This is a genomic window from Hominisplanchenecus faecis (assembly GCF_020687205.1).
GTDB classification, from domain to species: domain Bacteria; phylum Bacillota; class Clostridia; order Lachnospirales; family Lachnospiraceae; genus Hominisplanchenecus; species Hominisplanchenecus faecis.
On sequence record NZ_JAJEQE010000007.1, the window covers coordinates 73,986 to 87,933 of the forward strand.

The window sequence follows — 13,948 nt, forward strand, 5'->3', positions numbered from 1 at the left end:
CAGGAAAGACTTGACTTTTTCAGAATGCATCCTCAAGCCCGGAGAGAAAATCCAGCATCTGGGACGGGATTTCTTCCTTTTTTGAAACACTCTCCCCGGAGCCAGAAATGGAAACACCTGCCAGTTCTTCCCGGATTGCCTGCCGGATGCTTTTCTCCAGCTGGTTGTTTTCCTGATCTTTTAAGATCACCTGAACCAGATAGCTGCTCTTCTGTCCATCTGGAACACTTTGCAGGATCTCCCATGCCTTTTTGTGATCTGGGTTATCAAGGTTCAGGCGGAACGAGAAAACGGGTCTCTTTACTTCGCGCACATCTGCCCCACAATCCGCTCATAGCCGGAAGCATTGGCGTGTACGTCTGTCAGGTAAATCTGCCGACACAGCCCGTCCTGCGGTGTCACGTGCCGTTTCAGAATGCTGGCTCCGCCGCCCATGATCACGGACGGAATTGCCTTCAGATCGAACCCGGCTTCCATAATTGCAGACAGTATTTTCTCCGTGTAGAGCCTTCCCTGCCGGACAATGATTTCTTTTGCGGCCGGGTCCATGCTGCAGCTCTGGCCGTTCAGAACACGTTCGATCTGAATATCCGTTACAGACAGTCCGGTATTTCTGCGTACCTGCTCGGTGATCTCATCCACACACCGGATCACACCAAGTTCCAGGCTGCGGCAGGTAGCGGCATTTGGAACACTGTTGTCCAGCCGCATCAGGTCTACGGTCCAGCCACCGATATCTGCGAGAAGAACAGAAGGCTCGTCCCGAACACATTCCGGGTGGAGAGCCAGGGCTGAGTATCCCTGTGGGAACAGTTTTACATCCTGAATCCGGATCTCATAGCTCTCATCCTCGTACCGGAAACGCAGAGGCTGCTCTTTCCGAAACAGATATTCCCGGAAACCTTTTTTCTCCCTGCCAAAACTTGCCAGTGGGAGGCCGGCTGCCAGAACCACATCTGTTTTCCTCTCTCCCCGGCGGTAGCGGATCTCCTGTGCAATGGCTGCCATTGTCAAAAGATAATAATTGTCATTGGAAGTCTTGCTTCTCACCAGCGTCTGCCGCCCAGTTCCACACACATAAAATTTCCCATTGTACTGCAGGACATTTTGCATGGTATACGGCTCATAATCGTACCCGGTCAGTCCAGTCGGGAAACACACATGGGGAGTTTTGATGGCATAATATCCATGATCGATTCCTATAATAATAAGTCACCACATCCTTTCAGGTTTTTCTTGTTCTTTTCCAGCAGGTGGTCTTTTGGTCTGGAAAAAGAAAAAGGGCAGAACCCCGAAGAGCCCTGCCCGTAATAAAAAATACAGCCATGTATATTTGCAAATAAATACGCATAACTGTATTAGTTTAATTCTTATTAATCTTCAAACTCTTTTAACTCGTCAAGCGGTTCTTTTGAAGTATCTATTGCCATATTGTTCTTTAACCAATCAGCTTTGCTATAACCTGTTCCGGTCAATTCAAATATTTCACCTTTATACCCTACAGCTTTAACCCAGCCCCATTCTATAAGTCTGTCTAAAGCCTCTTCCCATCTCGCAGATTCTCTTTTTGAATTATCAGCCATAAACTGCTTACCTGATGTAAAAATCTGAGTAGGTGAACCAAGTGTCCGTATCTTTAGTATTTGCCCATCACCATCAGCCGCATATACTAATAAAAAGGCAGAGTCCACTGGAATGTTCCCAACATCATCTAGCCCTACAACTGATTTATTTTCTTCTGGATTTCCAATAATTAACGTATTATCTTCAACCTGGAACAATTTTTTGATATCTTCACTTGTTGCTGTAGGAATTTCTTTCAAGGTTAACTGGTTATTTTCTAGGTCAGTGAGTCTACTATAGAATTGAGAAAACATCTCTTTCATGTCATCTAGCATCTTCTGCTGATGTTCTCCAAGTTCAGTATTTGCTTTATTTCGTCCTTCTGCCTCTTCATTAATTATATCCACTATATCTCGATATCGAACCCATCCAGCGTTATCATCAACATAGTTAACGGCGTTCCTAAATGTCGGTGATGCCACATACTTTAAACTGTTTAAATCTGTGAAAAAATCAACTGTATTTTTATCATTTTTGACTTTTTCTCTAAACTCATCCAGTTTCTTCATTTTATCATACTTATCATTTCCGGTATCCTTTTCACTTTCAGAAATAGCCGAAGGTTGTTTAATCAATACAAGTACTGGTAATCCTTTAGTTTTTGCATAATTGTATTCTTTCTCTGTGTAACTTATACCAGTTTCTTCATCAATTGACCCATACCTAGCACCAATAACAAGAAGATAAAAATCACACTCATCAATCATTTTTGTTATAACATTCCATTGACTTGTAGGTGCAGCATGAAATTGCTCCATTCCTACCGGAATAAAATTATTCTCTAGTGCCACACCTACCAATGCCTGTCTTTCCTTTTTAAGATCTTCATAGGTAGAACTTATAAAAATAGAAAACTTTCGTCTATTCTTCATATCAATATGCTCCTTTTATACTTATCTCTTATCACTCCAGGTTTCCGCAAAATCAAATTTCACAAACTCTACTAATAATGATACCACAAAAATGAGTTAGGGTATATTTTTATTTACATTTCTTAAGCTAATTCTCGAAGCCATTCTCTGATTTCCATTGGTGTATTTTTGCAAAAATCCCTAATCCACATTTCATGCAATCTGGACTCTGATTCTGTATTTTCTATGCTCACAGCACATCCACCTGTTTCCTGAAGTGCTTCCAAACAATCCCATTCTTTTTTAAAGTCTCCTGCAAATTCCATCCAAACTTTTATGTGATATTCCTTAAAACCAAGATGATAAATCAGATAAGTCAACCTGTCGAAATCAGCTAACTGCATTTTTTCTTTCTTAAATAATAGCCTTTTATCATGCTCGCTGCATAAATATAAAAATGCAAACTGTTCTATTTTTACCTGCTCCATATATTTCTCCCTCTTCTGTTCTTGTCTCACTTTTACAACCGATTCTACCTTGTCCAATCGTTAAAATCAATACAGATGGTGCAAAAAGTGAGACAAGCCATCCTTTTACCAGAGAGGAAGAGATTTAAGATGCCAAAGCCAAGGACACAGTCTGGTGAGAAGAATCTGATTAGCCAGCGATTGATTGAACTTCGCAAGACCCACAATATGTCTCAGCGTGATCTTGCCTATAAACTCCAGTTAGCTGGTTACGATATGGATAAAAATGTAATCACCAGAATCGAAACAAACAAGCGTTATGTCACTGATCTTGAATTAAAAGCCATTGCTGAAATCTTTCAGGTTTCATACATATTTCTCATTGATGGCAAAGATGAATAGAAGTGACAAATGGGGAAGTTCCTTTCGTGCTTCCCCATTTTATCCGTCCCTTTTTTACAAATTTAATAGTTCCAGAATTTTCTGCATGCCAGCCTGATATAAAGATTCCGCATATAATATCCATCTCTCACTAACTTCAGTAACGTATTTGTCTATTGTTTTTCGCTTTTCTTTTGATAATCCCATTGTCTGAACCTGTTCTTCATATTTCGATATTTTTTCAAGCATTCCCTGGTACACTGTATTTTCTTTCAGCTGATCTTCAACCTCATCAATCCAGGTATCCAGCAGCAACTCCAGCAGTTTCTTTGTGTCACCGTCATCATTTCCCAATATTGCTTTTTTAATTTTTCCAAGCATTGCTCCATAGGAGATCATTTGAGCCTGTCCCATATAAAAATGGTACTGTTCTTCTATCATTTCCTTTTCGCTTTCCAGTCGGAAATATTGATGCACTGCCTTATGCTCTTCTGTCGTTAGACTGATTGCCTGATTCGACTCCATAAATGTTTCTATTACTGGATACCTCTCTGTAAGTTCCAGTATTTTATTTTGCAGTCTCTGGTATTCCGCATCATGCTTTTTCAGATAGGTGCAAACCTGTTCTCCTATCCGTATCCCCAAGCATTGCTCATTCCAGATGATATCTGGCTGTGCTGTCATATCGGTGTCTCCCTTCTGTGTAGTTTTCCTGTTCCAAGCACAAGACTATACCACACTTCTGGGAGAAAGCTATTCACCAAACCTACTGAAATCTCCTGGCAGATCCTGTGCAACCTATCCCTTTTTCCACAAAAAAACTGGTATGAAAGACTCCTTGTTCTCTCATACCAGCTATCTATTTCTTATTTAACTGAATACACATTCTTTTCTATTCTCTGTGTATCCTGTACTTATTTATGGCAAAAATCAGACTACAGACACGCTATACACTCTTATGCTACATAATCCAGTTTACTGCATCCGGGTTCAAAGGTCACATTATAAATGCCGACCTGCTGCGTAGAAAGAGGTGCGAGATAGCTTTGTCCGATAAAGTATTTTGCAAAGGCGTCATTGGGTGCGCCGATGGGAAAGACCATTTCATTCTGATGTTCGGCTTTTGCGTCGGCGGCATCGTCCTCTGCCCATACCTCCTTTGCCATACGGAAGGCCGCCCACGCCTTGGACCAGCCCGCATAAAATGCCGCATGGGTCAAGATCTCCGCTATTTCCGTTTTGGTCACGCCATTGTTCTTTGCAGTTGTCAGATGGTACCGAAAAGACGAATCCGTCAGTCCCTGCGCCATCAGCACCACCACAGTTACAATGCTGCGTTCCCGCAGGGAAAGCTTGTCTTCTCGGCTCCACACCTGCCCGAACAGCACATCATCATTCAATTCCGCAAATTTAGGAGCAAATTCCCCCAAAGCCTCTCTGCCTGCCGTTTGTTTAACTGCCATGGCTCACACCTCCTTGCCCATCTGATAGGCTTGCTCCAGCACAATATGACCTGCGATCTCTCCCACGCCGTTTACGCCGCCTGCAAATACTGTGCCAGCCAGCGCACAGCGAGGGAAGCAGTCCACCCAACCCTGCACAGCTTTCTCTGTGCCCGCAAAGGTTTTCGGTGCGTCCTCTGCCGCCGTTGCAAGCAGATAGGCTTTCGTAAAGGCGTAGTCCGTATCGAACAATGGGTTAGCACGATCCAGCATAGTCTTGAGCTGACCGCTGACGCAGTAATAGTAGACGGGTGTTGCGAACACCAGCACATCCACATCATGCATTTTGGCGGCAATTTCCACTGCATCGTCCTGGATGACGCAGTGCCCCAACTTCAGGCAGGCAAGACAGCCCTTGCAGAAGCCAACCTGCTTTTCTCGCAGATACACAGTTTCTACCTGATGGCCCGCCTCCCGTGCACCCTTTGCAAACGCTGCCGCCAGCGTTTCGGAGTTGCCGCCCTTACGGGGACTTGAGGAAATGATTAGTACCTTTTTATTCATCGTAGAACACTCCTTGCATTTTTATATTCTTTGTGTTATTCTCATAGTAATACCTAAACCTAACTTTAGGTCAAGATGTTTTTTGAAATTTTTTTGGAGGGAAATTTATGTATTCAATTGGACAGGTGGCAGAGATGTTCGGATTGCCCATCTCTACGCTGCGCTATTATGATAAACAGGGACTTTTTCCGAATATGGAACGGGTATCCGGCATCCGCAAGTTTAGTGAGGCGGAGATTGAAGCGCTCCGGGTCATTGAATGTCTGAAAAAGGCTGGCATGGAGATCAAGGACATTCGGCAGTTCATGGATTGGTGCGTGGAAGGACCGGCCACCTACCCGCAGCGAAAGGCAATGTTTGAGGTGCAGCGGGTGCACATGGAGGCAGAGCTTGAGCAGATGAACCGGACGCTGGATATGCTGAAATTCAAATGCTGGTACTATGAGCAGGCAATCAAAGACGGCAGTGAGGACAGACTAAAGTCACTGATTCCTGACCGCTTGCCGGAGGAAATCCAAAAAGCATATGAAAATGCACATCGCTAAATTCGATGATTTCAACTGGCTGTACGTACCCAGCGCTACCAAAGTCCAAAAAGAGTCACAAGACGACACTTTCGTATTCATAACACGAACGGGAATAGAAAATCAAAAAGCGATCATTCTTCATGATGACTATACAGCGATAGCTCCTTATATTTTCGGAAATCGGAAAATAAAACTCGTTCCGATACCTTCGATACTTTCGACGTGAATGCTTCCATTGTGAAGATTTACAATCCAACACACCATAGAAAGGCCGAGTCCGGTACCGCCATTTTCTCTGGAACGGCTTTTGTCTATGCGATAGAAACGCTCCCAGATTCTGTCCAGGTGTTCCTCACTTATTCCAATACCATCATCTTTCACTTCACCGACAATCTGGTCATTTTCGACCTTCAGGATAACATGAATATGTCCATTTGTTTTTCCGTAATTGATGGCATTGGTTATTAAATTCATCATCATACGCAAAATCAATGTCTGGTCGCCGTTCATAAATAAGTCGTCCTGCTTTTGCAGGGTGATCTCAATATTTTTTTCCTGTGCTTTTGTCTGCAGTTCTTCTATTACAAGTTCGCTTAATAATCCAAAATCCAGTTTTTCCATCAGATGCTGCTCATCCTGTTCGTTTCTGGCGATCATTAACATTTCGCTTGTCAGCTTTGACATTCGTTTTGCCTGCCTTAAGATGACTGCAATCTCTTCCTTATCTTCCGCAGATAAGTTTTCATTTTCCAATAAGTACTCACACTGGGAAATGATAACAGCAACGGGAGTCCGCAGTTCATGGGATACGTCTGATGTGAATTGACGTTCCTTCTCAAACGAAAATTCCAAGCGCTCGAACATTTCGTTAAATTTCTTCGACAATTCGTATAATTCATCTTTTGCTTTTGGCAGAGACAATCGTTTGGAAAGATCTTTTCCATTGCTGATGTTTTCAACTTCATCGCAGATAAGATCCACCTGTCTCAATGCCCGCTTGATCATAAAATATCCGATGACCCCGATCAGAATAATGAGTAATGGGAATACAATCAACAGCATTTTCTTGGATGTCTGTATGAAAAGTTCTATAGAATGTACGGAGGTAATTCCTCGTACCCACATTTCGTCATCATCACCGTAAGTGTAAACGCTGTCATATATCATCCATTTTCGATTTGATTCGCTTATCGTTCGCGGTGTATTCGACATGAGGATAGTTTCTTCTGGAAATCGGGCTGGAATCGTTCCATAAAGTAATCGTCCGTTTTTGTCATAAATACAAAACATAATACCGTTATCGTAAAATTCGGTATCGCCGTCAAGATAAAAGGAATCATCCTGAAAATTAATATTTGAAGAGAATCCGGTCACTGCGGCACTGATTTCTTCTTCTGTCGCAGAAATTCCAACCTTATCCAAAAAAAGAAGGACGAGAACTAAAATAGTCCCAAGAACTACGGCAATGATTCCGGTGTACCATAGCGTAATTTTTTTCTTGATCGTCAGCTGTTTCATTCGTTTTCCCTCATTACATATCCGACACCGCGAACAGTATGGATGAGTTTTTGTTCATATTGTGCATCGATTTTTTTTCGCAAATAGCGAATGTATACGTCGATCACATTGGAACCACCTTCAAAATCAAAGTCCCACGCATTCTGTTCAATCTGCTGTCTTGTCATTACGATATTTTTGTTGCGCATAAGACATTCCAGAACCATAAATTCTTTTGCAGAAAGATCAATTTCATTTCCGGCTCTTGTGACCTTTCTTGTGTCACGATCCAGAATAAGATCTGCTATTTTTAGTTGATTGGATGTAAATTGTGGCTTTCTACGCATCATGACACGGATTCTTGCAAGCAGTTCTTCAAATGCAAATGGTTTGATCAGGTAATCATCGGCACCAAGATCCAGTCCTTTGACACGGTCTTCAATGCTGTCTTTTGCTGTCAGTAACAGAACCGGTGTATCATCTTCTCGTTGCCTTAATTCTCTTAAGATTTCATATCCGTCCTTTCCCGGCAACATGATATCAAGAATAATACCATCGTAGGAAGTCATATCGATATAATCCATCGCTTCCAGACCATCCCCACAGGCATCTACACTGTAATGTTCCTTGATAAGCCTTTTTTTGACAATGTTTCTTAAATCATTCTCGTCTTCTACAATCAGTAATCTCATAATGTAATTATTATAATACCAATCATTTTCGTGTGCCAGAGTCCTTTTTTTCATTTTTTGAAATTACTATTTGTTTTAATCTTTTTTTAATCTTCCCCCTATATGATACATATAACAGCAAAAACCAAACACCCAAGAGCCGAAAGGAGAAAATGTTATGAAAAAATTATTAGTAGTTTTATTATCCCTCACATTAATATTTGCTTTTACAGGATGCACTTCATCCAATAATGGAGCAGCAGAAGATATAGAAATTAAGACACAGGAAGTTGTAACATCAAATACAGATGACAATGATGATAATATCAGTAACACAGAAAACGCAGTAGAGAATGCGAACGAAAAGGATTATGATTTCTCTTCTTATGAAAACGATATCCGTAATATAACAAAAAGTGTAAACAATGCAAAAACATCTACAAATGCATCTGAGAATCACGAACAATTCTACGCTTTGAAAAAACAGGTAGACGCAGTTGATGACGAACTGGATAAACTTGATGATGAATTTGAGTATGCTTACCAGATGAAAGAGATTAGCTTCGAGATATACAAAGCGAGAGAACGTGCGATTGAAAAACTGGAAGATGAACTGGAATTAGCAGAAGAAGCGTTGGAAAACAAATACGGCATTGATGATTAATTCCATCTGGGCTACAAGAATGTGGCAGAACTTTCTTAATTTCTAAAATCGGGTTTGTCAAGTTTTTTGTGTAAGTTTTAAGAAAAAATTTTATGGGGAGGGGCACCTCCCCATTGTTAGAGTTTTATACTTTTGTAAATTAACTCGTCAAAGCATCCTTGACAAGCATATCCATTTCATCGTTCAAAGCTCTGGATTCCTGATAGGCACATAACAGACACTCATAAGCTTTTTTGAGTATTTCCGCTTCTTGTTCCTGATCTGCCGCTTCCAGTGCCTGTAAACGGTGATGGATCTTTTCCCATTTCTTATGCAGTTCTTCCATCAGAATCCCCCATTTTCATATTTTTCAATCCTTACCTGGATCTTTTCATCCATGGAAAGCTGGTTCCGGACCATCGCCCAGTTGTTCATCGGACTTTGCTTCCGCAGTTTCCTTCACTATCCCTTCTTTGGAATCTGTTTCCACAAGTCCATTTCGGGTCATCTTTTTGACCGCATGTCTTTTCGCCTTAAATTCCTCCAATCGCTTTCACCTCCTTTCTCCCCAAATAGATAAAAAAATAAGGCCATCTATCGTGGATAACGGTAGACGACCTCAAGTTATATACTTCTTTATGATGTTATTACTTTGTATTTGTGTTTTAATGCTTTTGACAGTGCAACATTTGTAAATGGAACAATCTGATCATTTTGCAAGCGGCCAAGGACAATACCCGGATCTCTGTCAATTCTTTCAGCAAATCTGCGGACAGCATTTTCGCTAAACTCATTCATTCTAACGAAAGCCTCATATTCTCCCGGAGGGATCAATTTGTCTTCCGCATATTTATCTGCTGCATCCTCCTGTCCAGCGTGCTCATTTTCAAACGTAATTCCATAATCACCATTAATAATATGGCCAATCTCATGGAACAGAGTAAACCAAAATGTATCTGAATAGAAACGTCTGTCATTCACCATCAGCATTACATTCTGCCCAATCTTCTTGGTTGCACCATTTATTCCTGAACCCGGAAGATTTGGAAGTATTACGAATATTACTCCCGCATCTTCAAAGACCTTCCTAATCAGTGGATAAAAATCACCATGCTGTGTTGTTAATGTCAATGCATAATCAACAGCTTTTTCAAACTTCTTTTTGTCAAACTTAGGTGCTTCTATCTTCAGTGCCTGATTAATTGCGATCTGAACCATTGCATTTGCTCTGGCAGTATTAGCCTCTTTCATATCCTCAGATGCACTTCGGAAACTAACTGCCATATTTTGCTTTGTAAAAACAGATAATGATGCAACATTTAAAAATTCACGTAGACACTTAATCTGCTCATTTGTTTTTCTCGGAAGATCAGGCAATCCAAAATTCTCTCTGAAATATGTGTACTGAAAGTACTTGAAAATTCTTCTTTCCTGCTCTAATTCCTTGGATGATTCAAACTCAGCAATCAAAGCGTCATAGCTCTTCTGAAGATTCAGCCAGTAGTCAACACTAGTCCCTAACATTCGAGATAATTTCATGGCTATATCGATTGATAAGCTTTGCTCCCCACGTACCAGAATACTTAAATTCTTTGGCGTGGTATCTAATCGTTTTGCAAAATCTTTCTGAGAAAGTCCACTTTCTTCAATGATTTCTTTGATATAGTATCCAGGATGAAAAGCAATCTTATCATTATATTCAATATAATTACTCATAATGGTTACTTACCTCCTTTACTTCAACAATTCTAACCACACCAGCAATTTCATCAATATTACAAGGATCATAAGGTTCTTCATTCTCATCTAATGGCTGAATAATAATACGCCATGGATCTCTTCTCGTTTTTACATCTATAGCAAAAAATCCATCCTTATTGCCACTTAACTTATGAAAATGAAACGTCGGCATCATTACTATATCCTTAATTACACTCGCCTGCTGCATAGCATTTATTCGGGCAAATAGGCTGGTTGCTAATGCAGCATTCCCGCCAAACAATTTTTTTGCAATTTTTAAATCGGTACATTGTTTCTAAACTTTGCTGTTATTGTATAGTAGCTGCACGTTTGCCCTCCTTTTCAAATTACCCGTTGGGTAATCTAAATATACCATCAGGAGAGGCTCTAGTCAATAATTCACACACTCTTTTCACAATTATTCTTCCATTTCCTTCTGTTTTCTGGCTTCAACCTCCTCCGGCTTAGTAGTCATGAGTGAGTAAAGCTTCAATGTCTTATCGAACTTATCCTTGAATGGAATGATAGTGCTTCCATTTGATTTTTCTTGAGTAAATCATAAACAAGATAATCATCAACCTCCAACAGATCTGCGACTTCCTTAACGGAATAGGACCAGGATTTCAATTCTTTCCCGGGTTTTTCTCCGGTAACTTTATGATATTTAATCTGATTGGCGTACCATTTTTCAAAGCTGGCAATGTTGATTCGTATCTTTTCGGCAATCTCTTTTGATTCAAAAACATTTTTATGAACCAGCCAGTATCGATCTGTCTTTTTTAGTGTTAGTGTTTTTTCTTATATCATATCTCAAATCCAGATAAAAATTTAGGATGTCGATTGCAGACAAAATCTGCCTGATCAACACCCTGTTTTTTACTGTTCCAAGTTATCGAGCCAGTCATCGAAACTCTTCTTAGAGATGCGATACTTTCCGCCATCCAACTGGATCCACCGGAATTCCTTTTTCTTCAAAAGGTTATAAATAGTAGGTCTGCTGACTCCTAAGATTTCCTGTAACTCTTGAACTGTATAATATCTTTTTTCTGATATTTCTTTATCCTCTTTTCTTTGATATATGAAAGAAAAATTATTCCTTCATATAACGAAACGCTCAGAGCATGTTTTACAGTGGTCAAAAGCAAATTTTTTTACTTTTTTTCTTACGTGTTTTCTTGCGTGTTTTTTTAATGCAACTCGTAAGAAACTCGTAACATTAGATTTTTACATTTTTCATGAAATTAAGTAAAGAATCGGGTTGTCTTTACATAGTCTCCACTTTCAAAAAATAAAAAATTTTGTATTTTTGAAAGCGACATCTTGCATATACTATTAGCAGACAGTATATGGATTATGCACAGTTCGTTTTTTTCATAAAACCTATTCTGTTTTTCGACTTCTGTGCTATAATGCTTTATTATAAAAATTCCCATGGACAAAACGAGGTGAACCAAGTGAAAAAACAAACACTTGTGCCTCTTATCACTTTTTTACTGGGCATATGCCTGGTTAGTTTGATTGTATACAAAACAGACACCCACGAAAAAGAGCAGAGACACATAACAGCACAATTAAACGTAGCCAACTATGGCGAACGAATAAAGAATGAAATTACAAATGGAATTGAGATCACAGATACCTTGAAGCAAATCTTAATAAGTGAAAATGGCGAAATCCATCAGTTTGAAACAATTGCCGGAAATCTTATGTCTGATTCTATTGAAAGTGTACAGCTCGCTCCTAATGGTGTTGTTACAGATATTTATCCGGCTAATGGAAATGAGGCAGGTAAGATTGATTTGATCCATGATAAAGACCGCGGAAAAATTTCCTGTTACGCAAGAGACAACCATACAATCATTACGCAGGGCCCCTTCAAATTAAAACAGGGAGAATATGGAATTGCAGTCCGCAATCCCATATACCTGAAAGATAAAAACGGACATGAGTATTTCTGGGGATTTACTATTGCTATCCTGCGTGTTCCGGATATTTTTTCAGATTCAATCAGTGCACTTTCAGATTTTGGATACGAATGCAAAATTTCAAAAACAGACGCTCCATGGAGTGATACTTATAAAGTGATTTATCAATCAGATGGGCAAATAAATCATCCTGTTTCTTATACATTTACAATAGGAGATGAAAACTGGAAATTTGAAATAACTCCTAAAAGTGGATGGAGAAATGCCACACTACTGATAATCATCATCGGAATGTTTCTTACAATAAGCCTTCTCCTGTCAGTTCTTACCAGAGTATGGTTAGTAGCAAGTGAACATAAGAAAAAGTTTCAGATACTGGCACGCACAGATTCTCTTACAAAAATTTATAACCGCTATGGATTTGATGAATTTGCAGAAAAAATGATTCAAAAAAATCCAAAAGCACATTTTGTGGCTGCACTCCTTGATATCGATGATTTCAAGTTTATTAATGATATCTATGGACATAATTACGGAGACAGGGCACTAAAGAATCTTGCAGACAGCATGAAGGCTTTTTTCCCATCCGATGCATTACTTGGAAGAAATGGTGGTGACGAATTCTGCATTCTTTTACCAAATTGTACCTTTGCAGAAGCAGATATACAGCTGCAGCAATTCACCAAACTTCCTAAGTCATTCTCATACCATGGTAAGGAACATGCATTTTATATTTCTCTAGGATATGCAGAATATCCAACATTTGCATCCAATCGTTCACAACTCATGCGCTGTGCAGATGCCGCTCTTTATGAAATAAAGCTTCATGGAAAAAATGGATGTATGGTCTACAGAGAAGGACTTCAGTCAGGTGCCCGCAAACAACTTGGATTCACATTCAAGGATATCTCTGAACATCTTCCAGGTGCATTCATCATATACAGAGCTGACAAAGAAGATGATGAACTATTTTTTGCAAATGATGAATTTCTTCATATGTCCGGATATAAAGATATAGATGAACTGTTCAGACTTACTGAGAAAAGTTTTCGCAACTTGATTCGTGAAGATGAACAGCAACAGATAGAATCAAGTATCTGGGAACAGATTGACAACGGCAATGAAAATGACTATATTCACTTTCATCTTCGAAAAGCTGACGGAACTTATTTTTCTGTTCTTGATCATGGAAGAATTATAGAGAGCCCGCAATACGGGAAAGTATTTTATGTATTGTTCATGGATTGGGAAGATATGCATATTCGTTACAATGATAAATTCGCAAGATAAAATATTGCTAGAACCAAACATCCCCAATATAGCTATGAAGGAATCGTAATTTACGATATAGCCGATTGGTTACTACAAGAATAAGCAAGGCGAAATATCTCCAGCATTCTCTTTTGAAATGATGGAGATATTTTTATTATGACGGAGATTGCAGATGAATTCAGACGAAGCATCCTACGAAAAGAGTTTTATATGGATGTACTGAACTGTGATCCGATGTCTTTTGACAAGAAATGCGAACTGACAAATGGACGGTGTGAAATTTTTTCTGTAAATTTAGATCTTCTATGATAATTATGGCGGCTTAACAGCGGTTTCTGCGGTTAA

17 protein-coding genes and 2 pseudogenes are annotated in these 13,948 nt (G+C 39.7%); 5 read left to right on the top strand and 14 right to left on the bottom strand.

Annotated elements, in window-relative coordinates; translation table 11 throughout:
• Nucleotides 1-19 precede the first annotated feature (19 nt).
• The 4 genes from LKD42_RS03720 to LKD42_RS03735 all read right to left on the bottom strand — a co-directional run bounded on the left by LKD42_RS03720 (nt 20) and on the right by LKD42_RS03735 (nt 2,962).
• Nucleotides 20-313, bottom strand: coding sequence for a hypothetical protein (locus LKD42_RS03720; RefSeq protein WP_006428275.1), 294 nt, complete (start codon nt 311-313; stop codon nt 20-22).
• Nucleotides 301-1,209, bottom strand: coding sequence for a ParM/StbA family protein (locus LKD42_RS03725; RefSeq protein WP_161208660.1), 909 nt, complete (start codon nt 1,207-1,209; stop codon nt 301-303). Before LKD42_RS03725 ends, LKD42_RS03720 begins: the two co-directional genes overlap by 13 nt.
• A 164-nt stretch (nt 1,210-1,373) precedes the next feature.
• Nucleotides 1,374-2,495 carry a DUF4062 domain-containing protein gene (locus tag LKD42_RS03730; protein WP_055149049.1) on the bottom strand — a complete coding sequence of 374 codons (1,122 nt, stop codon included), beginning with the start codon at nt 2,493-2,495 and terminating at the stop codon, nt 1,374-1,376.
• Between the two features lie 122 nt (nt 2,496-2,617).
• Nucleotides 2,618-2,962, bottom strand: a complete 345-nt coding sequence (locus LKD42_RS03735; protein WP_015533346.1) for a hypothetical protein — start codon at nt 2,960-2,962, stop codon at nt 2,618-2,620.
• A gap of 129 nt (nt 2,963-3,091) precedes the next feature.
• Between LKD42_RS03735 and LKD42_RS03740 the strand changes: the two genes are divergently transcribed.
• Entirely contained in the window at nt 3,092-3,343 is a 252-nt protein-coding gene (locus LKD42_RS03740) for a helix-turn-helix domain-containing protein (protein WP_015513363.1), read from the top strand.
• Nucleotides 3,344-3,397: 54 nt separating this feature from the next.
• On the opposite strand, the gene LKD42_RS03745 is transcribed toward LKD42_RS03740, so the two are convergent.
• The 3 genes and pseudogenes from LKD42_RS03745 to LKD42_RS03755 form a co-directional block, all read right to left on the bottom strand.
• On the bottom strand, nt 3,398-4,006 hold the full coding sequence (locus tag LKD42_RS03745; RefSeq protein WP_055147690.1) for a DUF6664 family protein: 609 nt from the start codon (nt 4,004-4,006) through the stop codon (nt 3,398-3,400).
• A 296-nt stretch (nt 4,007-4,302) separates the two neighbouring features.
• Nucleotides 4,303-4,785: pseudogene (locus LKD42_RS03750) on the bottom strand (carboxymuconolactone decarboxylase family protein); the annotation flags it as partial.
• Nucleotides 4,786-4,788: 3 nt separating this feature from the next.
• On the bottom strand, nt 4,789-5,328 hold the full coding sequence (locus tag LKD42_RS03755) for a flavodoxin family protein (protein WP_248834834.1): 540 nt from the start codon (nt 5,326-5,328) through the stop codon (nt 4,789-4,791).
• 107 nt (nt 5,329-5,435) lie between these two features.
• Here LKD42_RS03755 and LKD42_RS03760 point away from each other — a divergent pair, with 107 nt between their 5' ends.
• Nucleotides 5,436-5,873, top strand: a complete 438-nt coding sequence (locus LKD42_RS03760) for a MerR family transcriptional regulator (protein ID WP_248834835.1) — start codon at nt 5,436-5,438, stop codon at nt 5,871-5,873.
• A 147-nt stretch (nt 5,874-6,020) separates the two neighbouring features.
• Here LKD42_RS03760 and LKD42_RS03765 read toward each other — a convergent pair whose 3' ends face one another.
• Nucleotides 6,021-7,373, bottom strand: coding sequence for a sensor histidine kinase (locus LKD42_RS03765; RefSeq protein WP_248834836.1), 1,353 nt, complete (start codon nt 7,371-7,373; stop codon nt 6,021-6,023).
• The gene (locus tag LKD42_RS03770; protein ID WP_248834847.1) at nt 7,370-8,044 is read right to left on the bottom strand and encodes a response regulator transcription factor; all 675 of its coding nucleotides are present in this window, start codon (nt 8,042-8,044) and stop codon (nt 7,370-7,372) included. Before LKD42_RS03770 ends, LKD42_RS03765 begins: the two co-directional genes overlap by 4 nt.
• Nucleotides 8,045-8,201: 157 nt before the next feature.
• On the opposite strand from LKD42_RS03770, the gene LKD42_RS03775 reads away from it, so the two are divergent.
• Complete coding sequence (locus LKD42_RS03775) at nt 8,202-8,687, top strand: entericidin EcnA/B family protein (protein WP_248834837.1); 486 nt, start codon at nt 8,202-8,204, stop codon at nt 8,685-8,687.
• Between the two features lie 139 nt (nt 8,688-8,826).
• Here LKD42_RS03775 and LKD42_RS03780 read toward each other — a convergent pair whose 3' ends face one another.
• The 5 genes from LKD42_RS03780 to LKD42_RS03800 form a co-directional block, all read right to left on the bottom strand.
• Nucleotides 8,827-9,012, bottom strand: coding sequence for a hypothetical protein (locus LKD42_RS03780; RefSeq protein WP_248834838.1), 186 nt, complete (start codon nt 9,010-9,012; stop codon nt 8,827-8,829).
• A 45-nt stretch (nt 9,013-9,057) separates the two neighbouring features.
• A complete protein-coding gene (locus tag LKD42_RS03785; protein ID WP_248834839.1) occupies nt 9,058-9,213 on the bottom strand; it encodes a hypothetical protein in 156 nt (51 codons plus the stop codon).
• Nucleotides 9,214-9,302: 89 nt separating this feature from the next.
• On the bottom strand, nt 9,303-10,382 hold the full coding sequence (locus LKD42_RS03790; RefSeq protein ID WP_147632185.1) for a HigA family addiction module antitoxin: 1,080 nt from the start codon (nt 10,380-10,382) through the stop codon (nt 9,303-9,305).
• A complete protein-coding gene (locus LKD42_RS03795) occupies nt 10,375-10,668 on the bottom strand; it encodes a type II toxin-antitoxin system RelE/ParE family toxin (RefSeq protein WP_248834840.1) in 294 nt (97 codons plus the stop codon). The genes LKD42_RS03790 and LKD42_RS03795 overlap by 8 nt, the downstream gene beginning before the upstream one ends.
• Before the next feature lie 614 nt (nt 10,669-11,282).
• Nucleotides 11,283-11,459: a helix-turn-helix domain-containing protein gene (locus LKD42_RS03800; RefSeq protein ID WP_248834848.1), complete on the bottom strand. Its 177-nt coding sequence runs from the start codon at nt 11,457-11,459 to the stop codon at nt 11,283-11,285.
• A 293-nt stretch (nt 11,460-11,752) separates the two neighbouring features.
• Here LKD42_RS03800 and LKD42_RS03805 point away from each other — a divergent pair, with 293 nt between their 5' ends.
• Entirely contained in the window at nt 11,753-13,621 is a 1,869-nt protein-coding gene (locus LKD42_RS03805; RefSeq protein WP_248834841.1) for a diguanylate cyclase domain-containing protein, read from the top strand.
• Between the two features lie 3 nt (nt 13,622-13,624).
• Nucleotides 13,625-13,705, top strand: a pseudogene (locus LKD42_RS15330) (ATP-binding protein); the annotation flags it as partial.
• Nucleotides 13,706-13,948 lie beyond the last annotated feature (243 nt).

Coding starts and splice junctions, on each gene's coding strand:
- LKD42_RS03730 (WP_055149049.1), bottom strand. CDS start 2,495: ATGAAGAATAGACGAAAGTTTTCTATTTTTATAAGTTCTACCTATGAA.
- LKD42_RS03735 (WP_015533346.1), bottom strand. CDS start 2,962: ATGGAGCAGGTAAAAATAGAACAGTTTGCATTTTTATATTTATGCAGC.
- LKD42_RS03740 (WP_015513363.1), top strand. CDS start 3,092: ATGCCAAAGCCAAGGACACAGTCTGGTGAGAAGAATCTGATTAGCCAG.
- LKD42_RS03745 (WP_055147690.1), bottom strand. CDS start 4,006: ATGACAGCACAGCCAGATATCATCTGGAATGAGCAATGCTTGGGGATA.
- LKD42_RS03755 (WP_248834834.1), bottom strand. CDS start 5,328: ATGAATAAAAAGGTACTAATCATTTCCTCAAGTCCCCGTAAGGGCGGC.
- LKD42_RS03760 (WP_248834835.1), top strand. CDS start 5,436: ATGTATTCAATTGGACAGGTGGCAGAGATGTTCGGATTGCCCATCTCT.
- LKD42_RS03765 (WP_248834836.1), bottom strand. CDS start 7,373: ATGAAACAGCTGACGATCAAGAAAAAAATTACGCTATGGTACACCGGA.
- LKD42_RS03770 (WP_248834847.1), bottom strand. CDS start 8,044: ATGAGATTACTGATTGTAGAAGACGAGAATGATTTAAGAAACATTGTC.
- LKD42_RS03775 (WP_248834837.1), top strand. CDS start 8,202: ATGAAAAAATTATTAGTAGTTTTATTATCCCTCACATTAATATTTGCT.
- LKD42_RS03780 (WP_248834838.1), bottom strand. CDS start 9,012: ATGGAAGAACTGCATAAGAAATGGGAAAAGATCCATCACCGTTTACAG.
- LKD42_RS03790 (WP_147632185.1), bottom strand. CDS start 10,382: ATGAGTAATTATATTGAATATAATGATAAGATTGCTTTTCATCCTGGA.
- LKD42_RS03805 (WP_248834841.1), top strand. CDS start 11,753: ATGGATTATGCACAGTTCGTTTTTTTCATAAAACCTATTCTGTTTTTC.